The following is a 26233-nucleotide window of genomic DNA, read 5'->3' on the forward strand; positions in this document are numbered from 1 at the left end:
ACTGATTTTTTTGTAAATATATTAACTTCTTTTAAGATGGTATTTGTAACGTATTAATTTTTAGTCTTTTTTTGTAAAGAGAAAAGGAGTTGAACCGTGACCTCAGGGTTATCAGAATTAAAATATGATTGTTTTTGTTTTTTAACCCCACTCAAAAAGGATTGAGTATTTTTCTTAAAAAATGTATCCTAAGCTTTTAGCCTTATTGAGAAGCATAACAATAGAGTTTACTTCTAATTTCCGCATGCAATTTTTTCGATGTGTTATCACTGTATATTCGCTTAAGTAAAGCTTATTCGCGATTTCTTTTGACGATTTTCCTTGAGCAATCAGGGAAATAATTTCTATTTCACGAGTACTCAAATGAATTCTATCGGTTTTAAAACTGATTTTTTCACTTTCTAAAGAAGGAAAAAAAACGGAATTACTTTTGATTGTAGTAATTGCAACAATAAAATCTGCTATCTCGAAATTTTTAGACAAATACCCCTTCACTCCAATAACTTTAAGATTTTTTATTAGTTCAATATTATCATATTGGCTAACCATCAATATTGAAATATCAGGATATAATTCGATCATTTTTTTGGCTGCTTCAATACCATTTAATTCAGGCATATTAATATCAATTATTGCAAGATCAATTGTATTATGTTGTAAAAACTGCAATAATTGTATGCCATCATTTACCTCACCAATTATCACACCTAAATTGTTGGTCGAAATAATATGACTAATTCCTGAAATAATTAATTTATGGTCATCAGCAATAACTATTTTGTAATTCGATCCTGTCATCGTACTGGAATTTCTATTATAATTGAAGTGCCTTTTTTATTACTCTCCAAAGTTATTATTCCTTTTAAAAATTCTACTCTCGATTTCATGTTTTCCAGACCAATACTTTTGAAGTCATTGCTAAGGTCGAAACCAATGCCATTATCCTCTATCATAAGCAAAAGAATATCATTTTCAAAAATTAGCTGAATAGAAATCTTTGAAGCCATAGAATGTTTCAGTGCATTGGTATAAGCTTCCTTAATAATTCTAATGAGCTGAGATTGAATTTCAGGAGGCAATACGTCAGTATCCTTAAGATTGCTAAATAATTCAAATTCAACATTTTTAACATTTTTTCTGTAAAATAAAACTTGATTTTCAATAGTAGCCATAAAGTTAGAATTGAATTCTGTGGGCTTCATAAAATGACTCAAATCTCTTACTTTCTCGTATAGTATTTTTACGTTTTCAAGTATGCTTTCCTGATGTTGAGGATTTATTGTACTACTTGATAAATGATTCTCCAGCTGTAGTCGAAGGCCGGTTATATCACTACCAATTTCGTCATGAATATTGCGCGCTAACCGCTCTTGCTCTTCAGATTCAATGGTCAGCATTTTTTTAGACAATTCATCATTTTTTCTAATTTCAGTAATTATTTTTAAAGCGGCTTTTTCTTTGTCTAACTTGAATTTGTAAATAAAGAATATGGTGAGCAATGACACTTCGATTACGGAACCATTTATTAAATTTCCGGGTCTGAATATTGGCAAACTCGCCAGGTTTAAGGTATTTAATAAATATCCTAAAAAACCATAGAACATAAACACAAACGACAAACCAAAGAGCATGAAAAAATTAATTTTAAATCGAATGCCTATAAAAATTGTAACCAATATAAAACCAACAATAATATAGATCATAAAATTGATAAAACCGTTTACAAACTGAATAAAATAATTACTTTGATGAAATAATAAACCACTGACCAAAAGTAAAATAGCACTGACCAATAAGGTATAATTTAACCCATTTAAAACCCTATTGATTTTTATAAAGTTTTTGTGTAACTCTACAAAAATCTGAAAAACTTTAGCATAAAAAAAGATCGACAATGCAATATAAAAATCTTTGTTAATGTAACTCCAAAAGCTAAAAAAAGCATTTGGAATTTCAAAAGAATCAAAGTGAAAATCAGATAGTTGGAATAAAATTATAAAAAAACCATAGAAAATATTGTACAGATAAATTCGTTTTTTCAAAATTATAAACAAACACAAATTGATAAATAATGTCAATAATAAGATTCCAAAATATTTACCCATTAAGTAGCTAAATTCTAATTCAGCAGTAAAAAATTGCTCTACAGTTTCAATGTCTGTGGGAAAATATATATTTTTATTGACCGTTGGAGTTACTTTGACAAACAAAATTTTACTTTCCATTGAGTCCAAATAAAAAGGAAATGAAATACTTCTAACGGGATAAGGACGTTTGTCCAGGCTTTCATGCATTGATGATTCGTCAAGAAGTATCAATTGGCCGTTTTTGAATTCATAAAGCAAAAATGACAATCCGTTGTTTTTAAAGCTCCAAAGGAATTTTTGGTTTTTGTCAGTACTGTTTTGCACAGCAACAGCCAGCCAATAACTACATGTCGAAATTCCGGAGCTAAAAGCCTTGTCGAGTGGAGGATTCTGAAATTTTCCAGCCCTGAAATTTTGAATTACTGCTGTAGTTGAATACGAATCACAATCTTCCAAATACTGATAATAATGTGATAAATGATGAATATCATTATTGTAAACATACGTTTTCAAAGGTGCTGCCTGAAAAAATCCGGCTGAAAAAAGAAGTAAAAACAAAAAAACTTTTCTGGTCATAAACAAATTTAAACATTTTTTATAAATGTAGTAATACCCTAAAATAGGTATTGTTACACATTTAATTCATTAAATCGGTCAATTATACTACTGTTGAAAGTTTTACTTTTAATGAAGAAAGAAATGGTGTTTTGAACCTGAAGTTTGGGTTCGTATTTTCACATTTCTAATGTTTTACAAAAGTTTTTTTGAATTGTCTTAAATAAAAAACCCCTAATCAATTGATGATTAAGGGTTTGTTTTTTGTAGCGAGGACGGGAGTTGAACCCGTGACCTCAGGGTTATGAATCCTGCGCTCTAACCAACTGAGCTACCTCGCCAGGGTAAATGATGAACCGAGTTCCTCATTGCGGGTGCAAAGATAAAAATTATATTAAAGCTTACAAGCATAAATGAAAGAAAAAAAAATATTTTTAAAAATGCTTTTTTTTTGAACATATATTCTTATATTTCAAAAAAATTAAAAGTAGTCCATGGATTCAAAAATACGTTACGAAATCGAGTTTCCGATCAATTCTTCTCCGCAATTATTGTATCAATATATATCAACGCCGTCAGGTTTGTCTGAATGGTTTGCCGATAATGTAAATTCCAGAGGTGAATTTTTTACTTTTATCTGGAATGATTCACAAGAAAAAGCCCGTTTGGCTTCTAAAAAAACAGGCGAAAAAGTAAAATTCAAGTGGGTTGATGAAAGCAGTAAAGACACCGAGTATTTCTTCGAATTGCACATTTTAGTCGATGAGCTTACAAAAGACGTATCGCTAATGGTGGTTGATTTTGCCGAAAAAGAAGAAATAGGAGAGGCTAAACAACTGTGGGAGAATCAGGTTTCAGATCTAAAACATCTTATAGGATCTGTTTAGTAAAAGTCTATTTTATGCCTTATATTTGCCCTGAACAAAATTCAGGGTTTTTTTATGATCAATTTTAACGGAAATATAGTAGCACAAAACGATAATATACTGACTCAAAACAGAGCTTTTTTATATGGAGACGGTGTTTTTGAAACAGTAAAAATAGTTAACAGTAAAATTTTATTTCTGGAAGATCATTATTTTAGATTAATGGCATCAATGCGTGTTGTCAGAATGGAAATCCCGATGAATTTCACAATGGAATATCTGGAGGAGCAAATACTGAAATTGGTTCAGGAAAAAGGCCTTTCTGTATCTGCAAGAGCTAGAATTACTGTTTTTCGTAATGATGGAGGTTTGTATCTCCCAAAAACAAATGAAGTATCGTTTTTGATTCATGCTACCGCACTGGAGAATCCTTCCTATGTGATGAATTTGGCTCCGTATGAAGTTGATTTGTACAAAGATTTTTATGTTACCAAACAGTTGCTGTCTTCAATTAAATCAACCAATAAAATGATTAATGTTACCGGAAGCATTTTTGCTCACGAAAATGGTTTGGACAACTGTGTTTTACTAAATGATTCTAAAAATGTTGTTGAGGTATTACAGGGTAATTTGTTTATGGTAATGGGAAATAAACTCATTACACCACCAGTTTCAGAAGGTTGCTTAAACGGAGTCATGCGTAAACAAGTTTTGGCTTTAGCCAAAAAAATAGAAGGTATAGAAGTTCAGGAAGAAATCATATCGCCTTTTGATCTTCAAAAAGCAGACGAATTATTTCTTACCAATGTGATTATGGGAATTCAGCCCATAACGAAATATAGAAAAAAGGAGTTTACAAGTAATTTTGCGAATGTATTAGTACAAAAGCTAAATGAATCCATATCTGAAAATTAATTCAGATACGGGTTTTCAGGAGCGTTTGACCAAATGAGATAATCACCGCCTAATTCTATAATCTGTTCTTTCCAGAAATGAGTAGTCGATTTTCCGATAATTTTATTCTTATAGCTATTATCAGTAATAATCCAGGAGTTGCCTTGCATTTCGGTTTCGAGTTGGTTTTCGTCCCAACCGGTGTATCCTAAGAAAAAACGAATATTATTTTTGCTGATAGAGCCGTCATTTATTAGTTCTTTGGTAGATTCAAAATCACCTCCCCAATAAATTCCATTCGAGATTTCGACACTATTTGGAATCAGTTCTGGAATATTGTGAATAAAATAAAGGTTGTCTTGTTCTACAGGGCCTCCGTTGTATATCTTGAAAGAAGCTTCAATCTCAGGAATCAGGTCATTAATAGTGTATTTTAATGGTTTATTAATGATAAAACCTATGGATCCTTCTTTGTTATGGTCTGCTAATAAAATTACCGATCTATTAAATGATAAATCTCCAATTATAGAAGGCTCGGCAATAAGCAGGTGTCCTTTTTTTAATTTTTCTGAAATCATACGGTTACAATTTTTATTAAATTTAATAATAAAAATTGTAAAAACCGAAATAAAATCGTTAAAAGGCACAAAAAAACCTTCCAGATGGAAGGTTTTAATTATATTAAAAGTTTAATAAACTAATTATTAGTTTACTGCACCTTCTAATTCAGCTCCAGCTTTAAATTTCACTACATTTTTAGCAGCGATTTGGATAGTTTTTCCTGTTTGAGGATTTCTACCATCTCTAGCAGCTCTAGCAGATACTGACCAAGATCCAAAACCTACCAATGATACTCTTCCACCTTTTTTCAAAGTAGCACCTACGTTCCCTAAAAATGATTCTAAAGCTAATTTTGCAGCAGCTTTTGTAATTCCTGCATCAGCAGCGATAGCATCGATTAATTCTGATTTGTTCATAATAATTAGTTATTAATTGTTGGTTAAAAAAAATTGTTAATACACAAATTTAGTAGGAAATCCGTTCCTTGCAAGTGTTTTCTTTAAATTTAGCATTAATTGTTGATAACTTGCTTTTTTTGTTCATAACGAAGGCTTTTTTGTCACCAAAATCAGGTAGAAACCCCTGTTTTGTTGGTGTTAATAGACCTTTGCTGTTTCTTGAAATGTGATTCCGTTTAGTAATTCTGCTACTTTCATTCTCTTTTTTCCGGGTAATTGCAGACTTAATAGCTCAATAAAACCATTCTGAACGGCAATTTTGATTTCTTTTTTACTGCTAATCAACTTTCCAATCTCATGAGAATGCGACTCTAAAATCAGTTTTGCTTCGTATATTTTAATACTTAATTCTTCTTCTTTGTCTTTTAAGAAGCACCAGGCTGCCGGATACGGACTCAATCCCCGAATCAAATTGTTGATTTCGTCACCAGATTTTGTCCAGTCAATCTTGCAATTTTCTTTATTTAATTTGTAGGCTGTTTTTATTTCAGCATCATCTTCCTGAATAGTGGTTGTTACATTTCCTTTTTCAATAACTTTCAAAGTATCAATTACGGTTGTGCTTCCCAGATTCATCAAACGATCATGTAATTGTCCTGCATTTTCTGTTGGTTCAATCGCAATTTCCGAATTCAGGATCATCGCACCAGTATCAATCTTATCATCAATAAAAAATGTAGTAACACCAGTTTTGGTTTCTCCATTAATAATAGCCCAGTTTATAGGAGCAGCTCCACGATAATTGGGTAATAACGAAGCATGAAGATTAAAAGTTCCTAAACTTGGCATTTCCCAAACTACTTTTGGCAACATTCTAAAAGCAACTACAATTTGCAAATTGGCATTCAAAGCTTTTAATTCGGCCAGAAAATTTTCGTCTTTTAAATTGGTTGGCTGCAATAAAGTGAGGTTGTTCTCCAAAGCATATTCTTTTACCGCCGAATATTTTATTTTTTGTCCACGCCCCGCCGGTTTGTCCGCAGCAGTAATAACGCCCACGACTTCGTAATTGTTTTTGATGATGGTGTCCAGAATGCCAACAGCAAATTCCGGAGTTCCCATAAATATAATTCTCAATTTTTCCATTATAGTTTTAAAGTGTATGTATTATTGGGTTGTATGATAATGTAATTGTTTTCTAATAATTCCTGAAGTGCCAGAATTACATCCTGAGCATCCAGTTTTATTTGGGACTGAATTTCTCTCGAAGTCAAAGCAGCCGACTTTAATAAATGCAAAATTTTATCCGCAACCGAATCGGCCTCGGTGATTTTGCCTTTTTGAGTAATACAATAGGAGCAAACACCACAATTCTCAGTGGTTTCTTCTCCAAAATAATCCAAAATCAATCGATTCTTGCAGGTTTTTCGTTCTTTAACATAATGAAGAACCGATAAAAGCTGGTCTTTTTTAAGCTGATTTTGTCTTTCAAGATATTTTGCAACCCGATTTATGGTAAGATTGTCCTCCCGAACTTCATTAAACAATATAATAGCATCGTTATTTTTTGCTTTATAATCGATGATTTCTTTTTCTTTTAATTTTTCTAAAACTGCCGAAACCTGTTCCTCAGAATGATGAGATTTTTTTGCGATAAGCGAAAGATTAAAAGAGGTTTTCATTTCGTAAATTCCTGGATACGTCCTAAGAATGGCCAAAATAATTTCCTCATCATTCGGATTCAGACTCATATACCGAATAACTTCTTTCGATTCAATCAAAAACTGCATCGTAATCTTTTCTGAGAATTCCTGCGACATCGTAATAATGCCCTGCTGATTCAAAAACTGCAAAGCGTTATAGGTTTTGAGAGTAGGGAAGTCATACTTGTGACAAAAATGATTCAGTTTAAACGAAAAAGAATCATCCAAACCTTCGCCATAAGCAATCTGAAAATAATTACACAGCTTTACATATATAGTATTCAGAAATTTTTTATCCGGTAAAATACTCAAAAATTGCTGTTCAGACTGGTTACTGTCCGATGGATTGCTTAGTAAAATAGCAAAAGCCTTTGCGCCGTTTCGTCCAGCCCGTCCAGATTCCTGATAATAATTTTCGATATTTTCCGGAAGCTGTGTATGAATAACTGTTTTTACATTGTCTTTGTCAATTCCCATCCCAAAAGCATTCGTAGCCACAATTACCTGTACTTGCTCCGACATCCACAATTGCATGTTTTTGTCTTTTTCTTTAGATGAAAGCCCTCCGTGATAATACGTCGCCCTGAAACCTAAAGTTTGCAATTGGGCAGCCATATTCAAACACGACTTTCTATTGCGTACATATATAATAGAAGGCTGCGGGTTTTTCTTCAAAATCTGTTCGGTGCGATACAGTTTGTCTTCGACTTCAAAAACCATGTAGGCAATGTTTTCTCTTACAAAAGATTGCTGAAAAAGCACGGGATCCTTCAAACCCAATTCGATTTTAATATCTTCAATAACTCTGGGTGTAGCCGTTGCAGTCAAAGCCAGAAACGGAATTTTAGGAAAGTGTTTTTTTAGTTCCGAAATCCTCAGATAAGCCGGTCGAAAATCATGTCCCCATTGCGAAACACAATGCGCTTCGTCAATAGCAATTAAATTGATAGGAAGATTTTTGATGCGTTCCAAAATCCAGTCTGACTGAAGTCGTTCTGGAGAAAGGTATAAAAACTTGTAATTTCCGTATTGGCAATTATCAAGTAGATCGATAATTTCTTCGGTATGAATGCCGCCCGTAAGTGCGATGGCCTTAATTTCGCGTCTCTGCAAATTCGCCACCTGATCTTTCATCAGGGCGACCAAAGGCGAAATCACCAGACAAATTCCGTCCTGCATCATCGCAGGAACCTGAAAACAAACCGATTTTCCGCCACCCGTTGGCAGCAAGGCAAAAGTATCCTGACCATCCAAAACCGAATCGATAATCTCCTTTTGCAACGGCCTAAAACCGTCGTGTTTCCAGTATTTTAAAAGAATTTCTTGCGCTTCTGGCATGGGTATCGTTTTAAAGTTAAAAATTTAGAAATCAGTTTCTAGTTTTGCAACTTTAAACACACCGCTAAATTTTATCTAAGATATAAAGAATTCTGTTCTCCACCGTATCTTTTGGCACTTCAATTAAGTCGTAACCGTATTTTTTATAAGTTTCAACAAGGTGTTTCTGAATCGTTTGCGCCTGTTCAAAATTCTCATAACGCTCACCGTCGCTTTGGTAAATTTCTTCCCAAGGTGGTAAAATAAAAGTTTTAGAATATTTAAAATCCTCGCAAGCCTTCGTGAAATGTTCCGGATATTCATCGCCAATATAATCCATATACGCCACAACATCAGGAATTCCGCGGTCAATAAAAACCACGTCGCAAGGCTCATTCAAAGCATCTTCAAATTGTTTTTTGCGTCCTTCCAGCAACATTTCGCTAAACAACAAAGGCTGCGTAAGGAACAATTGTTCGATACCACGTTGCTGTGCTTCTAGCGTAACCTGTCTGGAAATTTCAGGATAGCAGCAATAACCACGAGCTACCAATTCGTTAATAAGAGTAGATTTTCCCGTTCCAGGACCGCCAATGAGAACTATGATTTCTTTTTGCACTTTCGTAAAATAAAGCGCAAATTTACCTAAACTTATTCGTAATTAAAAAGATTTTTTACCAGAAGCGGATGAATTCGCATTTTTGGAGACATGGGTTCCTGCTTTCGGTTATATCTTTTGTGGCGAACCCCGCCACAAAAGGATATCCACTTCTCCCGATAGCTATCGGGACAGGGCTAGTCAGGAGAAATGGTTTTGTTTTTGGAATGATTTCAATTGTTGCCTACTCCTGCAAGGTTTTCGAAACCTTGTAGGTCTTGAATTTTAAGATTGTATTTTTTTACTGTTAAAAATACCTATAAGGTTTCCAAAACCTTGTAGGTGTTATGATCAAAATTTGTTTACTCTTAAAGATACCTACAAGGTTTTGGAAACCTTGCAGGAAAGAAAAAAAATTATGCTCGACCTGAAATATTTAAATCGGAGTATTTATGTGTAGTTAGATTAATTTTTAAATGTATGTTGCAATTTCCTCCATCACTCATATCAATTAAAGAATATTTATAAGATTGGTTATCGTATGGTTCTTTACAATAACATCCTATCCAAATTTCTTTTTCATGTTTTTCGTTTATTACTACAATGCATTGTTTTACGTATTTATCAAGTTTTTTTAGTTTCGATTCGTTCTCGGAAAAGCATTTTTCCAAAATTTGATCAAGTTCAATCAATTCGCTTTGGTTGAGATCAGCAGGTTTTATAGTTTCTGGTTTGTATCCGTAATTTCCAGGTCTTTGAAATTCTGGGTTAAAAGTAAAAAAAGCATAATCGTTAAATTTTTTAAGATCTAATTTAGATTTTGTGTGAAAGATATTTTTCCTGATTTCTATTTTTAACGGTGTTTCACCATCGACAAATTCTATGAAATTGTTTTTAATTACTGCTTTTTCACTTCTGTTAAATTTAAAATCCAACGGTTTGAAGTATAATGTGTCATTTTTTAAATAACAAAATCCCTTGCGTCTTTCTAATTTTTCGTAATCAAAATCTTTTTGCATAATTGTAAAGACATAACTACTATCAGAGAATAACTGAAACTTCATGCTTGATTTTCCAATATAATTATAAATATTAAGGGCGGTAATCTGCTCTGTTTTTGGATTAACGTTTTTAGGATTTTCTTTTTTACACTGAATCAATAATCCTAAAAAAATTAAGGTTAGTATGATTTTTAATTTCATAAATTTAAAGTTTAATCTATTCACAAAACAAATACTTCCCAGAACTCGCGCTTTTCTTCCCAGAAGGAATAATCAAATGCGATTCGAATTTTTTTCCTTTCAAAAGAGCATTCACGAAATCTAAAACATATTGTTGTCCTTCATGAAAAAGATAGCCCGAAAATTCGTGTCCGCCGCCACAAAACGTAATCAGTTCGATGTTTTTATGTAAATCGTTCATGTGCTTGTAAACCGCATAAGATCCAAAAAGAATCAGCCAGCCCGAAGCATTGGTTGGGCAGGAGCGATGCGAACCAGCTCCATACGGAACGGTTTTATCGTCATTTCCGTGCGCCAATAACATCGGAATCGCATTTTCTTTCGTAATTAAATTAATATCCTGAATAGCGCCAGAACCTCCAATAAAACCAGCGTATTTAAAGTTTTGAGGTAAATTGCTTTTGTATAAATTCATCAGTTTGTAATCCCAAAAAGTAGCGTGAAAACCAATTTCGGCACCAGCGCTAATTCCTGAAATAAAAAATTTCGAAGTATCGAGATTGTATTTATTGGCATTTTCGATCAAAAACGAAGTTGCCTGCCACATATCGCTCACGCCAATTTGGATGGCTTTTATTTTTTCGGTCAAAATTCCGCCACAGCCAAAATCTTTTCCTTTCATATATAAACTGTACGAAATGCTCGCTACGGCGTAACCGTTTTTTGCCATAAAGATCCCGAATTCTTTTTCGTTCGTTCGTTCTCCTCCAGAAAATCCTCCGCCAAAAGCAAAAAGAATCAACGGAATTTTTTCATTAGATTTTTTCTCAGGCAAATACAAATCTAATTCGAGTTTGATTGTGTCATTCTGGAAATACGTCATCGTTTTTATTTCCTGTGCCTTCATCGAGTTGCTTATTAGTACGATAAAAAATAGAAGGATTTGGTTTTTCATGGTTTTTGTTTTTTAATGTCGCAAAGACTCAGGGTTTTTTATTTTATGTCATTTTCGAACGAGAAATCTCCGCAAGTAAATCCCTAACGAGAATCCAATCTTTGTCGAGCTTCAGGTGGAGATTGCTTCGCCAGTTCGCTATCGCTCGTGTTCTGGTTCGAAATGACAAACTAGCCGATAACTTTCTTTTGAAAACAGATCTCCTAGCCCCGATAGAAGTGGAAATCCTTTTGTGGCGGGGTTCGCCACAAAAGATTGAAACGGATAGCGGGATTAGCTCCTGAAAAAAAGATTTGGTTTTATCATAGAAATCGAAATGACAAACAGTGTGATTATTTCTGCGTAATGTTTTCTCAAATATAAAGAGAAAATTTACAAAGCTTTACTGTTGCAAAACTTTTTTCTCTGCATCTTTGAACCTTTGCATCTTTGAACCTTTTTTCAAAGAAAAAAATCTAAAAATTCTGAAATCAAAACCGTATATTTGCGTTTATTTTTAATTACGAATGGAGAACGATAAAGAAAAAAACACCGCCGAATTTTACGAAAGACTAAAGGTCGAGTTAGATAATTCAAACACCTGGCCAGCAGAATATTTGTATAAATTTATAGTGCCTTCGGTAGCCGATAATGTAGAAAGAGTTGAAAAAGCTTTTGATAGTATGGGTGCGGTGATCAGGACAACAAAATCTAAAACAGGTAAATTTACCAGCGTTTCTGTAGATGTTACCATGAATAGTGCTGACGAAGTGATTGGTAAATACAAAGAAGTTTCTACAATAGAAGGTATAGTTTCATTATAACTTATGATCGAAAAATATAAAAAAGAAGTCGCGAATGATGTTGTTTTTAATTTAGAATATAATTCTGAAAGACAGCGTTTAATCATTCCAGAATATGGTCGTCATTTGCAAAAACTGATCGATCAGGCTACCGCTATAGAAGACGATGAAACGCGTAACAAGGCGGCAAAATACATTATTCAGGTAATGGGAAGCCTGAATCCGCATTTGCGTGATGTGCCAGATTTTCAGCATAAGTTATGGGATCAGCTTTTTATTATGTCTGATTTTAAACTGAATGTAGATTCGCCTTACCCAATTCCGTCCCGCGATGTTTTACAGTTAAAACCTGATGTTTTGCAATATCCGCAAAATTTCCCGAAATACAGATTTTACGGTAACAACATCAAATATATGATTGATGTTGCCAATAAATGGGAAGACGGCGAAATGAAAAATGCTTTGGTATTGGTCATTGCCAACCACATGAAAAAATCATATTTGAGCTGGAACAAAGACACGGTAAAAGACGATGTGATTTTCGAACATTTATTCGAATTGTCCGGAGGTAAAATCAATTTGCTGCAAAGCACAGAAGAGCTGCTAAATACAACTGATTTATTGCGTACTAACAAACGTATGTCGAATAAAATCACGCCTGCAGGTCAGCCAAAAATTCAGAACAACAAAAACAACAAAGGTCCAGGGAAACCAAAACCTTTTCAGAAAAATAACAATCAGAAGTAATACAAGGTGCTAAGATAATAAGTTACTAAGTCTCTAAGTTTTTTTTAACTCAGAATCTTAGAATCTTAGAGCCTTAGCAACTTTAAAAGAAGAACCTTAAAAAAAGAATATGGGAGTATTTAAAATCGAAGGAGGAATTCCTTTAAAAGGAGAAATCACGCCACAAGGAGCAAAAAATGAGGCTTTACAAATTTTATGTGCCGTGCTTTTAACGGGTGATAAAGTAAAAATTAATAATATTCCCGATATTATTGACATCAATAAATTAATCACTTTGTTGGGTAATTTAGGGGTGAAAATTCAAAGAAACGAACCAGGTTCGATTACGTTTCAGGCCGATGAGGTAAATGTAGGTTACTTAGAAACCGAAGCTTTTAAAGCAGAAGGCGGAGCATTACGTGGTTCTATTATGATTGTTGGACCGCTTTTGGCTCGTTTTGGAAGAGGATATATCCCGAAACCAGGAGGAGATAAAATTGGTCGTCGCAGATTAGATACACACTTTGAAGGTTTTATCAACCTTGGAGCAAAATTTAGATATAACAGAGAAGATCACTTTTACGGAGTTGAATCTCCAAAAGAAGGATTAAAAGGAACAGATATGCTGCTTGATGAAGCTTCTGTAACCGGAACGGCAAATATCGTGATGGCTGCTGTTTTGGCAAAAGGTCAAACAACGGTTTATAATGCAGCCTGCGAGCCTTACTTGCAGCAATTGTGTAAAATGCTGAACTCGATGGGTGCCAAAATCACGGGAGTTGGTTCGAATTTATTGACTATCGAAGGTGTTGAAAGCCTTGGCGGATGTGAGCACAGAATCCTTCCGGATATGATCGAAATCGGTTCATGGATTGGTCTTGCGGCTATGACAAAAAGCGAAATCACCATCAAAAATGTAAGTTGGGAAAACTTAGGTTTGATTCCGAATACGTTTAGAAAATTAGGTATCACAATCGAAAAAAAGGGAGACGATATTTACATTCCTGCTCACAAAGACGGGTACGAAGTAAAAACAGATATCGACGGTTCTATCCTGACAATTGCCGATGCGCCATGGCCAGGATTTACACCAGATTTATTAAGCATCGTTTTGGTTGTGGCAACACAGGCAAAAGGAGATGTTTTGATTCACCAAAAGATGTTCGAAAGCCGTTTATTCTTCGTGGATAAATTAATCGATATGGGAGCAAAAATCATGTTGTGTGACCCGCACCGTGCTGTGGTTATGGGACATAATTTTGAATCTCAGTTGAAAGCTACAACAATGTCTTCTCCGGATATTCGTGCGGGAATCTCATTATTGATTGCGGCACTTTCTGCAAAAGGAACAAGTACTATTCAAAATATCGAGCAAATCGACCGTGGATATGAGCGTATCGACGAGCGTTTAAGAGCTATCGGAGCAAAAATCGTGAGAGCGTAAAGAAAAGTTAGCCACGAATTCACGAATTTTTTTTGATAATCTGTGAAGATATAATTCGTGAATTCGTGGCAAAAAAACTTAATGCTTGTCCTAAATAAGTCTAAATGACGAATGAACAAAAAGCTATAAAAGCTACATACTTTAGTATAGCTGGAAACACCTGCTTAGCCATTTCAAAAGGCTTAGCAGGTTTTTTTGGCAATTCTTACGCCCTGATTGCAGATGCGATCGAATCGACTACGGATATATTTTCGTCCTGTTTAGTGTTGTTCGGAATTAAGTATTCGAACAAACCAGCCGATGAAAATCATCCTTACGGTCACGGTAGGGCAGAGCCTTTAATTACTTTTTTGGTGGTTGGGTTTTTAATTACTTCTGCTACTATTATTGGATACGAAAGTATCGCTAATATCCAGACTTCGCACGATTTACCAAAATCATGGACTTTGTATGTTTTAGGAGCGATTATCATCTGGAAAGAATATTCTTTTAGAGTGGTAATGAAACGCAGTAAGCAAATCAATAGTTCGGCTTTAGCTGCTGATGCGTGGCACCATCGTAGTGATGCAATTACTTCAGTCGCAGCGTTTATTGGAATTTCGATTGCGCTTTTTATGGGGAAAGGTTATGAATCTGCTGATGATTGGGCTGCACTTTTTGCGGCATTTTTTATTCTTTACAACAGTTATAAAATTTTCAGACCTGCTCTTGGTGAAATTATGGACGAACATCTAAACGATGATTTGGTCGAAGAAATTCGTGTAAAATCATTAACCGTAAAAGGAATTCTGGGAACCGAAAAATGTTTCATCCGTAAGGCGGGAATGCGCTACCATGTAGATTTGCATGCTATTGTTTCAGCCAATATTTCGGTAAAAGAAGGACATGAATTGTCGCATAAATTGCAAGATACTCTGAAAGAACAAATTCCTGAATTAGGAAATGTTTTGATTCATATTGAACCAGATGATTATCATTGAGAACAAAGTGGCTAAGATTCTAAGGTTCAAAGATTTTCTCTCATCATAGATATAAAAAAACTGATTAAAAATTAACTTACGTAATTTTTAATCAGTTTTTTATATGAGAGATTTTTTAAATCTTAGTTAATCAGAATCTTAGCGCCTTAGTACCTTAGATTGGTTTGTAATTTTTAATTTCCCATTTATTTAATCCTAAATCAATATAGTTGTAATGTAAAACATCGTTTTTATCAAATTGTCCATTTTGGTTGGTATCTTCAATGGTTCTGAAATACAAACGGTTTTTTGATTCAATTAAATTCCAATCTACCAATTCTTCTAAATCTGTTGACACTTTCGTGAAATTTTCTCCGCTGATATCGCTTAGGTATAAAGTTTTAATATCACCAGTATCAATTTTTCCATCTTTGTTAGTGTCTGAATCTGTTAAAGTATAAACCATTACTTGATTTTGAGTTCTATCGGCAACTGTTTTTAAATAAGTTGCAGTTAAAATTAAAACAGGTTTGTCAGACAAAGGTCTGATGGAATCAGAATCTACTTTTTGGAATTTCAAATTTTGCAAATAGCCCGTGATTTCATATTCGCCTAAATTCGAAATAGTAAAACTCACATCGTTTACACTTGAAGAACCATAACGTGCTTTAGAACCTTTTTCGAATACACGTAAATCTCCAACAGGATGAATCAGATAACTCGTACCTTCCATCTGAATGGGTAAATCGGCAATTTCTATTTGTGTAGAATCGTTTTTCGTAACTACTCCGCTTTTATTAGAAGTGTCATAAATTACTTTTGGTTTTTTAACTTCATCACGGCAACCGGTTAAAAAAATCACAACTAATGCACTGTATATATATAGTATCTTTTTCATAACTTAATTTCTAATTGAATTCAAATATAAACAATAAAATGTTTTTTGTTTTAAAACGCAACCTAATTCAATGACTAAATTAAAACCTCGCATTCAGTTTTACATTAAAAACCCTCGAAGTCATGTAATTAGGAATGGCGTATTGATTTTTAGAATACGCATCGCGTACCCAGGTATTCGTTATGGCATTTTGATTATTAAAAAGATTAAAAACTTCTATTCCCAATGATAATTCTTTGAATTTTTTTAACCAATTGGCTTTTGCCACTTTGGTATTGCTATCTATAAAAACTTTAGAAAAACCAATATCTGCTCTTCGGTAATCATTCAGCCTGTTTTGATATAAATATGGATCGGAATAGGAAGGTGAACCTCCCGGTAAGCCTGTGTTGTAAACCAAATTTAGATACACTTTTACACTTGGAATATTGGGCATATAGTCCTGAAATAAAACGGCAAATTTTAGTCTTTGGTCAGTTGGTCTTGCTATAAAGCCTTTGTTTTCGTAGTTTTCTTCGGTTTTCAAATAACCAAAACTAACCCAGGATTCTGTTCCGGGAACAAATTCTCCATTTAGCCTAAAATCAATTCCCTGCGCATACGATTTTGCATTATTGTCAGCGACATAACGAATGCGTACATTATCAATAGAATAAGTGTTCACGTCAGATAGTGACTTGTAATACAATTCTGTGACCCATTTAAAAGGGCGGTTCCACATCTTAAAATTATAATCATTACTCACTACAAAATGCACGGACTGCTGCGCCTTTACATTAGGTTGTACTTCTCCATTTGCATCTCTAAGTTCGCGATAAAATGGCGGCTGATGATACAATCCGCCAGAAATTCTAAAAACCATATCCTTATCCCAATCCGGTTTTATGGTAAACTGTGCACGCGGACTAAAAACGGTTTGATTCTTTCCTTCGATAGCGGCACCAGAAACCTGCCAGCTCTGAAAACGCGCTCCAATCGTGTACCAAATTTCATTACTGCCTAACTCTGTTTTGTTATTCCATTGGGCATAACCTGAAAACCTATTGATGTCATTAAAATTGGTGGCACGAATGTTTTGGTAAGGCAAAAGTGGTCCGGTATATGGTGTTTCTGGCTGATTGTCTTTTGGTAAAACAACCAACGGGGGATTAATAGAAAACCCAGCAGAATCAATCACTTCCCATTCTACAACCCGGTCGCGAATGGATTCTCTAGTGTATTTTAAACCAAATTCAAGTTCGCTATTCGCCCATTCTTTAAATCCCTTAATTTCGATATTAGCGATTAAAGCATCCAAATCGTTTCGGGCATGATTGAGTTGTGTACCTATTCCCCTTGTAAAATTAATATTGTCAGAAACCGGTGAACCATCTTCGTTTACTTCACCTAAACGGTATTGTGCCAAAATATCAAAGTGTTCTTTTTCGATGGTGTGAAATAAGGAACCAATCAATTTGAAAGTTAGGGTTGGTGATGCTTTGTAAGTAGTTTTTAAAGCACCAAAATAAGTGTCATACTGATCTTTTTCTCTCCCTTCGTAATATACATTCAGGGTCATGGGTTTATCAATTGTTCCAAATTTAGTTTCACGTGTCAGAGGCTGATACAGGTATTTGTTTTGCGAAATGTTTCCTAAAAAACTCATTTGCCATTTCTCCGAAATATCATAATTTACATTGGTCTGAATATCTGCAAAAGTAGGCGTGTAATTGGTTTGTGTGTCCTGACTATTCACTAACAAACTATTATTTCGATAACGAACTCCTGTTACTGCAGACCATTTTTTATTTTTAGAAACGGCATCAACAGCAACACTTCCGCCGAGAAAACTGGCTTCAAGTACAGCTCCAAATTGTGTAGGTTTTCTGTAGGTAATGTCTAAGACAGAGGATAATTTATCACCAAATTTAGCCTGAAACCCACCAGCCGAAAAATCGACATTCTGAACTAAATCGGTATTGGTAAAACTCAAGCCTTCTTGTTGACCTGAACGGATCAGGAAAGGGCGATAGACTTCAATCTCGTTTACATAGACTAAATTTTCATCATAATTTCCGCCTCGGACAGCATATTGTGAACTTAATTCGTTATTAGAATTTACGCCCGGTAATGTTTTTAAGATGTTCTCGATTCCGGCATTGGCACCTGGAATTTTCCGGATGGTTTCAGGGCTGATAATCGTAATGCCCTGTACTCTTTTTTTGTTTTTTGAGCTTACAAAAACTTCGCCCATTTGCTCTTCGGAATTGCTCATTACCGGATTAAAAACGAAAATTTCGCTGGGTTTTAAAACCACTGTTAGCGACATCATTTTTAAAGAAATATGAGTAAAAACAAGTACTGTTTTTTTATTCGAAGGAATTTCAATTTCAAAAAAACCATTAGAATTGGATTGCGACACATTTCCTGAAGCCGAAACATTGACGTCTGCAACAGGTTTATTTTCCTGATCCAGAATTACTCCTTTAACCGTTGCATTTTGGGCAAATGAAAAATAACCACAGCATAAAAAAAGGAAAACGATTATTAACTTACTACTATTCAAGCGTTTTGATTTTATTTTTGTTGACTTCTGAAAAAGTGAGTTTCAAAGATAGTAGAATTCCCTACATTATCGACTACTTCAATTTTTAAATCATTAGCACCTTCTGCTACTATCCCGTCATCGAATTTATGGGTGATTTTTTTGGTTTTATTATCATATTCAAACAAAATCCATTTTCCGTTTAAGTAACCATTGTACGATTTTATTCCGGAAAGATTATCATTAATGCTAAATTGAATAGTTTTCATCTCGCTAATCCATTTGTCCTGAATGGGTTTTAAGATTTTTATCGTTGGTGGAGTAGTATCGATTGCTAGACCGTATTGGCCTAAAATTTTAGATTTGGCTGTAAAAACAGTTCCTTTTCTTGTAGTGGCAGTATAACCAAAGCTTTTTCCGTTGAATTTTCCAATAAAAACTTTGTCACGCAACTCCTCGGCATAAGTACTGTCCTGAATGGTGATGGTGAAATTAGAATGTGCCGGAACTGTATCATCATGAATGTAAATGCGATTGTTTTTTACATCAAAATTCATTTTGAAATCATTGTAAAATGTTCCTGCCGGCAAAAAAACCGACATATTCTCTTTTTCGAAAATAGCATCTTTATCGGAATGAATAAAATATTTGGAGGTGTCGGGCTCGGCGCTTACAATTGGTGTTGCGTCATCAAATTCCAGCGGAATGGTAACCGAATTAATATTTCCAAAATAATCTGAAACTTCAATTCTATAAGTAGCACTTAGATTAGGAACTACAGGAATTACGCCATTTAGGGAATCTGTTTTAATGATGCTTAACGCAAAAGGTTTTTCCATAAAAAGTTTTTGAATACGCTGCCCTGTTTTTTTGTATTTTGAATAATCAATAAAGGCGTTGATGTAGCGCATTTCATCAAAAGAATAGGTGCTGAATCGATATTTGTAATTGGGATTTCCATTTAAAAAAGCACTTACATTATAAACACCATTTCTATTATAGGACACGTCATCAAAATCAACGGCATTGATTCCAAATCCGATTTTTCCGTTTGCTTTCACTTTATTAACTAAATAAGTGCCGTCTTTTTGCAAAGCCATATTTAGTAATAAGGGCTGTTTAGACTGATTTACGGTTGTGCCCTCTAAAGGATATACGTAGAGTCCGGAAATAGTAGGTTTTTTATTATCGGCAATTTCTTTATCAAAGCCAAAGAACATTGGATTTATAACAAATTCAGTTTTGGAATCACGAAATTCAAAATGCAAGTGCGGTCCTTCAGATGAACCGGTATTGCCCGAAAGTGCAATCAATTGTCCTTTGGTTACGGGTAATTCATCTGGTTTTAGAAACATTTCAATTTCAAAAGATTGTTTTTCATAGTGTGTTTTCTGAACGTAATCCTGAATTGGACCTACTGGATTCTGCAAATGGCCGTACACCGAAGTATAACCGTTTGGGTGCGTGATGTAAATACATTTTCCGTTTCCGAAAGTCGAAATTTTAATTCTCGAAACATAGCCATCCGCTACAGCATAAACATTTAAACCCTCTCGCTGTTTGGTTTTTAAGTCGAAACCAGCATGAAAATGATTTGGGCGTAATTCGCCAAAATTCCCGGAGAGCTGCATGGGTATATCTAGTGGTGAGCGGAAGTAATCCTGAGGATATTGCGTCTGAGCAAAAATAAAATTACAAAACAATAAAGAAAAAATAGTCAATTTCATGGGTAAGCTTTTTGCTAAGGTAAAAAAAAGCCTGCAAAAAAGATAATAAAATAATAAAAACACAATTAATTGAATTTCATTTATTTGCTTATTTTTAATGCAAAAAAATCGATAAAAAATTGCATTAATAAAAAGGAATACTAACTTTGTAGGATTAAGTAATGAATAGGATTTATAATGAGTGTAATTGCCGAAATAATTGATACTCTTGAATATAAAGTCGAAAAGCTTTTTTCGAAATTAAAAGGTTTAGAGAAAAATAATCAAGACTTACGATTAGAACTAACAAAAGCTGCACAAATCATACAAAGACAATCTCAGGAGATTGAGACTTTGAAAAAGCAGTATGATACACTCAAAATAGCCAATTCATTGCTGGGCAGCGATAACAACAAGAGAGAGACAAAGCTTAAAATAAATTCATTAATTCGCGAAATTGATTACTGTATAGCGCAACTATCAGATTAAATAACATGGACGGAAAGCTTAGAATTAAAATATCAATTGCCGACAGAGTTTACCCATTGACGGTAGAACCGGCTCAGGAAGAAGGGCTTAGAAGCGCTTCCAAAAAAATTGATGCTATGATCAAGCAATTCGAAGAAAGTTACGCAGTTCGTGACAAACAAGATGTACTGGCTATGTGCGCTTTGCAATTTGCATCGCAGGTAGAACAGAAACAGATTGATAACGCAATAGATGGCGAGGAAACCATCGAAAGAATTGAAAGATTAAATTCGCTTTTGGATCAATATCTCGAAAATTAAACGTTCTTTACAGCAACTAAGATACTGCCTACATTAGTTCATATTTGGTAAACTCAACACTAACAAATTAGAATGAGCGAATCATCACTACTATAGTATGCCCTGCTTCGGCAAGGAAACTTGAACAGTGAGTTAGCTCAAAACTTGTCTTTACGAGTTTATTCAAGCAATTAATGTAGGCTTTTTTTATATATAAATTTTAACAAACATGGACATCATAACGATCATTATTTCAGGTATAATAGGCATTTCAGCAGGTTTTGGAATCGCTAAAATTATCGAAAAAAGCAATATTTCTAACTTAATCAAAAACGCAAAAAAAGAAGCAGCCTCTATTTTAAAAGATGCTAATTTAGAAGCCGAGAATATCAAAAAAGATAAAATTCTTCAGGCTAAAGAGCGTTTTATAGAACTAAAATCAGAACACGAACAAGTGATTTTGTCAAGAGACAAAAAAGTAGCTGAAGTAGAAAAAAGAGTTCGCGATAAAGAATCTCAAATTTCAAATGAGCTTTCTAAAGCTAAAAAAGTAAACGACGATTTTGAGGCTAAAACACTAGAGTACTCTAACAAAATTGAAGTTTTAGACAAAAAACAAGCTGAAGTTGATAAATTACACAAAAGTCAATTACAACAATTAGAAGTGATTTCAGGTCTTTCTGCCGAAGAAGCAAAAGAGCAATTGGTCGAAGGTTTGAAAGCGGAAGCGAAGAGCAAGGCAATGTCGCATATTCAGGATACTATTGAAGAAGCAAAACTGACTGCACAACAAGAAGCTAAGAAAATCATTATCAATACCATTCAAAGAGTTGGAACTGAAGAAGCAGTTGAGAATTGCGTTTCTGTTTTTAATATTGAATCTGACGATGTAAAAGGTAGAATTATTGGTCGTGAAGGACGTAACATTAGAGCGCTTGAAGCCGCTACAGGAGTAGAAATCATTGTTGATGATACACCAGAAGCCATTATCCTTTCTTGTTTTGATCCTGTTCGTAGAGAGATTGCCCGTTTATCATTACACAAATTAGTAACCGATGGACGTATTCACCCGGCTAGAATCGAAGAAGTTGTTGCTAAAACAGCGAAACAAATTGATGACGAAATTATCGAGGTTGGTAAACGTACGGTTATCGACTTAGGAATTCACGGTTTACATCCAGAATTGATAAAAGTGGTAGGTAGAATGAAATACCGTTCTTCTTACGGACAAAACTTATTACAGCACTCAAGAGAGGTTTCTAAACTTTGTGGTATCATGGCGGCCGAACTTGGCTTGAACGTAAAATTAGCCAAAAGAGCTGGTTTATTACACGATATTGGTAAAGTTCCGGATACCGAAAGTGATTTACCTCACGCATTATTAGGGATGCAATGGGCTGAGAAATACGGTGAAAAAGAAGAAGTTTGTAACGCAATTGGAGCTCACCACGACGAGATCGAAATGAAGTCATTGCTTTCTCCTATTATTCAGGTTTGTGATGCTATTTCAGGGGCTAGACCAGGCGCAAGACGTCAGGTTTTAGATTCTTATATTCAGCGTTTGAAAGATCTTGAAGAAGTAGCTTATGGATTTGGCGGTGTTAAAAATGCTTACGCAATTCAGGCGGGTAGAGAACTTCGTGTAATTGTTGAGAGTGAAAAAGTTTCGGATGAAAATGCTGCAAACTTATCTTTCGAAATTTCACAAAAAATACAAACCGAAATGACTTATCCAGGTCAGGTAAAAGTAACGGTAATCAGAGAAACCAGAGCAGTAAATATTGCGAAGTAATTTCTTTTAATTTCCTAAAATAACAAAGGCTGTCTCAAAAAGACAGCCTTTGTTATTTTAGGAATAATTCATTAGTAAAAAGAATAGTATTGGCTACAAAACATCATTAAAAACAATTTTAAAGGTAGAGCCTACACCAACTTCACTTTCGACCGAAACGGTTCCCTGCATCGCTTCTATTTGATTTTTGGTAATGTATAAACCAATTCCGCGTGCCTCAACATGTTTATGAAACGTTTTGTACATTCCGAATAACAATTCACCATGACGTTTCAGGTCAATTCCTAATCCGTTATCTTTAATTTTTAGCGCTTTGTGGCCGTCTGGTTCGATTGCGAAATCAAACACAATCACAGGGTCTCGATCAGGATGTGCGTACTTTAAAGCATTGGTGGTAAAATTCAATAAAACACTTTCGAGATAAGCAGGATTGAAATTAATAGTTAGATATTCCGGAACATTATTGATTATGGTAAATTCAGTTTGATTCGAATTGACACATCCTTTCATGGTGGCAATTGTTTTATTGATATACTGACATAATTTTAAAGGTTCCACAACAATATTCAGATTGCTTTGTGTTTTTACAATCTGAGTCAAATTTGAAATGGTATCGTTTAGATTATTAGAAACAGTACGAAGATGCCCTAACATTTCATCAAAATTTTCTTTTTTGGTATCAGCATCCATAAAATCCAGAATCGATTTGATATTGCCTGCCTGAGTAATAAGATTATGCGAAACGATATGCGAGAAATTAAGCAGGCGACTATTTTGATCGCTGTATAATTTCATGGTTTTTATGAGCTCTAACTCTTTTTCTTTTTGTGCCGAAATATCAGTATGTGTACCAATTACTCGTAATGGAGAACCACTCGCATCACGCTCGATAACTTTACCTCTGTCCAGAATCCATTTGTATTTTCCGCTGGAAGTCATTACTCTGTGGTAATTCTCGTAAAATGGAATTTTATTATCAAAATGCTCGTGAATGTCCGAGTAATATTTTTCCAGATCGTCAGGATGTACAATTTTATCCCAGCGTTCCGGATTATCCAGTACATCAGCCGAATCTAATTCTAATATTTTAAGAGAAAGAGACGAATAAAAAACACTATTGGTCACCATATCCCAATCCCAAATTCCAACAGTTGAAGCTTCTAAAGCAAATTGAAATCGTTCTTCTGAGAATTTTAGCTTTAACTGCTGCTCTTTAAAAACGGTGATATCCGAAACATATCCAAAAAAAACGGTGTTCCCGTCTGTATGACGTTCCGGTTTTGAAAATACTTTAAACCATCGCAATCCTTTTTTGGGAAGTGTCGCTCTAAATTCGTATTCCCAAGGGGTAAGGTCTCGTTTTGCTTTGAAAAGGGTTTCAAAAAAACGTTTCCGGTCCAGATGCAAAACCCTGCCGTGAATGATTAATTCGGTTGATTTTGTAAATTCAGCATCAGATAATTCGAAAATTTCCTCAACAGATTTACTTAAAAACGGAAAAGAATATTGATTATTATCATCAATAATCAGCTGAAAAAAAACATCCGGAATTTCAGCAAATAATTTTTTATAGAAGCCATTTACTTTTAAACAGTCATCATTTTCATATAAATCAAAAACCATATTCTACTGTATAAAGTGATTATTCTTTAAAACATTCCATCAAATAGCGAAGAAAAATTCGATAAAATGATTTAATACAAAATATCACACAAGATAATTCTTTTTTAAAACATAAGAAAGTGTTTAACACGATTTTACACAGCTATTTTCGGGGATGAAAAGTCTGCATAACTTCTTTTAAAAAACTTCGGTCCAGATGCACGTAAATCTCTGTAGTTGTTATAGATTCATGTCCTAACATCAGTTGAATCGAACGCAAATCGGCTCCGTTTTCGAGCAAATGAGTAGCAAATGAATGACGTAATGTATGCGGACTAATGTTTTTATGCAAGCCAATTTTGACTGCCAAATCTTTGATAATGGTAAAAATCATGGCTCTGGTAAGCTGATTGCCTCTGCGGTTTAAAAACAAGGTATCTTCATTTCCTTTTTTGATAACCTGATGTACCCGAACCGTATCCTGATAGAGTTCTATAAACTTTTGGGTGTGTTCGCCAATAGGTACAAATCGCTCTTTATTGCCTTTTCCGGTAATTTTTACAAATCCTTCCTCAAAAAACAAATCAGATATTTTGAGAGTTACCAATTCTGAAACCCGCAAACCACAGCCATATAAGGTTTCCAGCATGGCACGATTACGTTCGCCTTCGTTCGAACTTAAATCTATGGCGGCAATAAGCCTGTCGATTTCCTGAATAGATAAAGTGTCCGGGAGTTTACGGCCCGTTTTGGGTGTTTCGATTAGTTCTAATGGATTATCATTACGGTAATCCTCGAAAACCAAATAGCTAAAAAAACTTTTTAAACCCGAAATAATTCTGGCCTGCGAGCGCGGATTGACTTCTTTTGAAACCGCATAAATAAATTCCTGAACGGTATCTTCCTTAATTTTTACCGGAGAAATTTCTATCTGATTAGTTTCCAGAAAAAGACACAATCGCTCAATATCAAAACTATAATTCTCGATGGTGTTTTTAGACAGTCCTCTTTCGATTCGCAAATACGATTGATAGTCTTTTATATATCGGTTCCAGTTCATGTTTACAAAGTAAAGAATTTTAAGCATAAAAAAACCTTCCGGATTAGGGAAGGTTTTTAGTAATATATTTTATTCTAAGATTAGAATTTATATCCTACAGATAATGAGAAAACACTGTTTTGAACACTAACATCATCAACATCAAATTCTTCAGCATCTTCAGTTTCTACAATATTTGAAAGACCTAAATTATAACGAAGGCCAACTGAAAGATTTTCGGTAAAATCATATCCAGCACCAAAGTTAACACCAAAGTCAATTGATTTGTAACCATCTTTTACATCCTCATTTTCTGAGTAAGATTCTCCCATAAAGCTACCACTGTAATCATCTTTGGCACTTAATAAGAAACCAATTTGTGGACCTGCCTCAACAGTAAATTTTTCTGTAACGTAAAATTTAGCCATTACAGGGATATTTAAATAAGCTAATTTTAATTTACCTTCTTCGAATGAATCAAATTCTGGCTCAGAAAAATCATATTTAGCTCCTTGGGCAGAATATAAAAGTTCCGGTTGAATGGAGAATTTGTCTGTTAATTTAATTTCAGCAAAACCACCAACGTGAAAACCTACTAGCGATTCAGTACCTACAACATCGCCTGTTTGGTTAGCAATGTTAAGACCAGCTTTTACTCCAAATTTAACTTCTTGTGCATTGGTATATGCAAAAGCCAATACTGCCGCAGCAGTCATAATAATTTTTTTCATTACAATTTGTTTTTGGGTTATAATGGTCAAATATAGAATTATACTTAATAAAAAAAATATTTTTTATTAATAAAAATAGTAGTAATTGAGGCAAAACTGCTGATTTTAAGTAAATTACTGATTTACAAGGATTTATCACTTAATAAAA

The 26233-nt window shown here is 34.4% G+C and carries 24 protein-coding genes and 1 tRNA gene; 9 read left to right on the forward strand and 16 right to left on the reverse strand.

The annotated features are described in order from the left end of the window. Nucleotides 1–174: 174 nt before the first annotated feature. The 3 genes from GON26_RS09760 to GON26_RS09770 all read right to left on the reverse strand — a co-directional run bounded on the left by GON26_RS09760 (nt 175) and on the right by GON26_RS09770 (nt 2983). Nucleotides 175–798 (reverse strand): response regulator, encoded by a 624-nt coding sequence (locus tag GON26_RS09760; RefSeq protein WP_160374618.1) that lies wholly within the window; start codon nt 796–798, stop codon nt 175–177. Further along, a complete protein-coding gene (locus tag GON26_RS09765; RefSeq protein WP_160374619.1) occupies nt 795–2663 on the reverse strand; it encodes a sensor histidine kinase in 1869 nt (622 codons plus the stop codon). The genes GON26_RS09760 and GON26_RS09765 overlap by 4 nt, the downstream gene beginning before the upstream one ends. A 246-nt stretch (nt 2664–2909) precedes the next feature. Further along, nucleotides 2910–2983 (reverse strand) — tRNA-Met (locus tag GON26_RS09770). A gap of 153 nt (nt 2984–3136) precedes the next feature. Here GON26_RS09770 and GON26_RS09775 point away from each other — a divergent pair. Together GON26_RS09775 and GON26_RS09780 are read left to right on the forward strand one after the other, a co-directional pair. Further along, a complete protein-coding gene (locus tag GON26_RS09775; RefSeq protein ID WP_160374620.1) occupies nt 3137–3529 on the forward strand; it encodes an START-like domain-containing protein in 393 nt (130 codons plus the stop codon). A 54-nt stretch (nt 3530–3583) separates the two neighbouring features. Next, complete coding sequence (locus GON26_RS09780; RefSeq protein WP_160374621.1) at nt 3584–4423, forward strand: aminotransferase class IV; 840 nt, start codon at nt 3584–3586, stop codon at nt 4421–4423. On the opposite strand, the gene GON26_RS09785 is transcribed toward GON26_RS09780, so the two are convergent. The 7 genes from GON26_RS09785 to GON26_RS09815 form a co-directional block, all read right to left on the reverse strand. Next, nucleotides 4420–4980 carry a YqgE/AlgH family protein gene (locus GON26_RS09785; RefSeq protein ID WP_160374622.1) on the reverse strand — a complete coding sequence of 187 codons (561 nt, stop codon included), beginning with the start codon at nt 4978–4980 and terminating at the stop codon, nt 4420–4422. The two genes, GON26_RS09780 and GON26_RS09785, sit on opposite strands and share 4 nt — an antisense overlap. Before the next feature lie 126 nt (nt 4981–5106). Further along, complete coding sequence (locus GON26_RS09790) at nt 5107–5379, reverse strand: HU family DNA-binding protein (RefSeq protein ID WP_017498096.1); 273 nt, start codon at nt 5377–5379, stop codon at nt 5107–5109. 180 nt (nt 5380–5559) lie between these two features. After that, a complete protein-coding gene (fmt, locus tag GON26_RS09795; RefSeq protein ID WP_160374623.1) occupies nt 5560–6507 on the reverse strand; it encodes a methionyl-tRNA formyltransferase in 948 nt (315 codons plus the stop codon). Next, the gene (locus tag GON26_RS09800) at nt 6507–8402 is read right to left on the reverse strand and encodes a RecQ family ATP-dependent DNA helicase (RefSeq protein ID WP_160374624.1); all 1896 of its coding nucleotides are present in this window, start codon (nt 8400–8402) and stop codon (nt 6507–6509) included. The genes fmt and GON26_RS09800 overlap by 1 nt, the downstream gene beginning before the upstream one ends. Before the next feature lie 64 nt (nt 8403–8466). Continuing rightward, nucleotides 8467–9000 (reverse strand): AAA family ATPase, encoded by a 534-nt coding sequence (locus GON26_RS09805; protein WP_160374625.1) that lies wholly within the window; start codon nt 8998–9000, stop codon nt 8467–8469. Nucleotides 9001–9395: 395 nt separating this feature from the next. Further along, nucleotides 9396–10181 carry a hypothetical protein gene (locus GON26_RS09810; RefSeq protein ID WP_160374626.1) on the reverse strand — a complete coding sequence of 262 codons (786 nt, stop codon included), beginning with the start codon at nt 10179–10181 and terminating at the stop codon, nt 9396–9398. Between the two features lie 16 nt (nt 10182–10197). Beyond that, the gene (locus tag GON26_RS09815; protein ID WP_160374627.1) at nt 10198–11115 is read right to left on the reverse strand and encodes a carboxylesterase family protein; all 918 of its coding nucleotides are present in this window, start codon (nt 11113–11115) and stop codon (nt 10198–10200) included. A gap of 506 nt (nt 11116–11621) precedes the next feature. Here GON26_RS09815 and GON26_RS09820 point away from each other — a divergent pair. The 4 genes from GON26_RS09820 to GON26_RS09835 all read left to right on the forward strand — a co-directional run bounded on the left by GON26_RS09820 (nt 11622) and on the right by GON26_RS09835 (nt 15047). Then, nucleotides 11622–11918: a DUF493 family protein gene (locus GON26_RS09820; RefSeq protein WP_160374628.1), complete on the forward strand. Its 297-nt coding sequence runs from the start codon at nt 11622–11624 to the stop codon at nt 11916–11918. Between the two features lie 3 nt (nt 11919–11921). After that, a complete protein-coding gene (locus GON26_RS09825; RefSeq protein ID WP_160374629.1) occupies nt 11922–12644 on the forward strand; it encodes a DUF4290 domain-containing protein in 723 nt (240 codons plus the stop codon). 109 nt (nt 12645–12753) lie between these two features. Further along, the gene (gene murA / locus GON26_RS09830; protein WP_160374630.1) at nt 12754–14067 is read left to right on the forward strand and encodes a UDP-N-acetylglucosamine 1-carboxyvinyltransferase; all 1314 of its coding nucleotides are present in this window, start codon (nt 12754–12756) and stop codon (nt 14065–14067) included. Nucleotides 14068–14171: 104 nt separating this feature from the next. Beyond that, nucleotides 14172–15047 carry a cation diffusion facilitator family transporter gene (locus GON26_RS09835; RefSeq protein WP_160374631.1) on the forward strand — a complete coding sequence of 292 codons (876 nt, stop codon included), beginning with the start codon at nt 14172–14174 and terminating at the stop codon, nt 15045–15047. A gap of 154 nt (nt 15048–15201) precedes the next feature. On the opposite strand, the gene GON26_RS09840 is transcribed toward GON26_RS09835, so the two are convergent. The 3 genes from GON26_RS09840 to GON26_RS09850 form a co-directional block, all read right to left on the reverse strand. Further along, the gene (locus tag GON26_RS09840; RefSeq protein ID WP_160374632.1) at nt 15202–15924 is read right to left on the reverse strand and encodes a CREC-EF hand family protein; all 723 of its coding nucleotides are present in this window, start codon (nt 15922–15924) and stop codon (nt 15202–15204) included. 79 nt (nt 15925–16003) lie between these two features. Beyond that, on the reverse strand, nt 16004–18469 hold the full coding sequence (locus GON26_RS09845; RefSeq protein ID WP_160374633.1) for a TonB-dependent receptor: 2466 nt from the start codon (nt 18467–18469) through the stop codon (nt 16004–16006). 11 nt (nt 18470–18480) lie between these two features. Continuing rightward, nucleotides 18481–20175 carry a M23 family metallopeptidase gene (locus GON26_RS09850; RefSeq protein WP_160374634.1) on the reverse strand — a complete coding sequence of 565 codons (1695 nt, stop codon included), beginning with the start codon at nt 20173–20175 and terminating at the stop codon, nt 18481–18483. A 177-nt stretch (nt 20176–20352) separates the two neighbouring features. Here GON26_RS09850 and GON26_RS09855 point away from each other — a divergent pair, with 177 nt between their 5' ends. The 3 genes from GON26_RS09855 (at nt 20353) to rny (ending at nt 22713) form a co-directional block, all read left to right on the forward strand. After that, entirely contained in the window at nt 20353–20643 is a 291-nt protein-coding gene (locus GON26_RS09855; RefSeq protein ID WP_160374635.1) for a hypothetical protein, read from the forward strand. A gap of 5 nt (nt 20644–20648) precedes the next feature. Further along, nucleotides 20649–20942, forward strand: coding sequence for a cell division protein ZapA (locus tag GON26_RS09860; RefSeq protein WP_160374636.1), 294 nt, complete (start codon nt 20649–20651; stop codon nt 20940–20942). A gap of 208 nt (nt 20943–21150) precedes the next feature. Continuing rightward, nucleotides 21151–22713 carry a ribonuclease Y gene (gene rny, locus GON26_RS09865; protein WP_160374637.1) on the forward strand — a complete coding sequence of 521 codons (1563 nt, stop codon included), beginning with the start codon at nt 21151–21153 and terminating at the stop codon, nt 22711–22713. A gap of 93 nt (nt 22714–22806) precedes the next feature. Here rny and GON26_RS09870 read toward each other — a convergent pair whose 3' ends face one another. From GON26_RS09870 to GON26_RS09880, 3 genes are all read right to left on the reverse strand, one after another. Beyond that, nucleotides 22807–24336, reverse strand: coding sequence for a PAS domain-containing sensor histidine kinase (locus GON26_RS09870; protein WP_160374638.1), 1530 nt, complete (start codon nt 24334–24336; stop codon nt 22807–22809). 142 nt (nt 24337–24478) lie between these two features. Next, nucleotides 24479–25375 (reverse strand): site-specific tyrosine recombinase XerD, encoded by an 897-nt coding sequence (gene xerD, locus GON26_RS09875; RefSeq protein WP_160374686.1) that lies wholly within the window; start codon nt 25373–25375, stop codon nt 24479–24481. Nucleotides 25376–25455: 80 nt separating this feature from the next. Further along, complete coding sequence (locus GON26_RS09880) at nt 25456–26085, reverse strand: porin family protein (protein WP_160374639.1); 630 nt, start codon at nt 26083–26085, stop codon at nt 25456–25458. Nucleotides 26086–26233 lie beyond the last annotated feature (148 nt).

Origin of the sequence: Flavobacterium hydrocarbonoxydans, from assembly GCF_009789235.1 — a bacterium.
GTDB lineage: Bacteria > Bacteroidota > Bacteroidia > Flavobacteriales > Flavobacteriaceae > Flavobacterium > Flavobacterium hydrocarbonoxydans.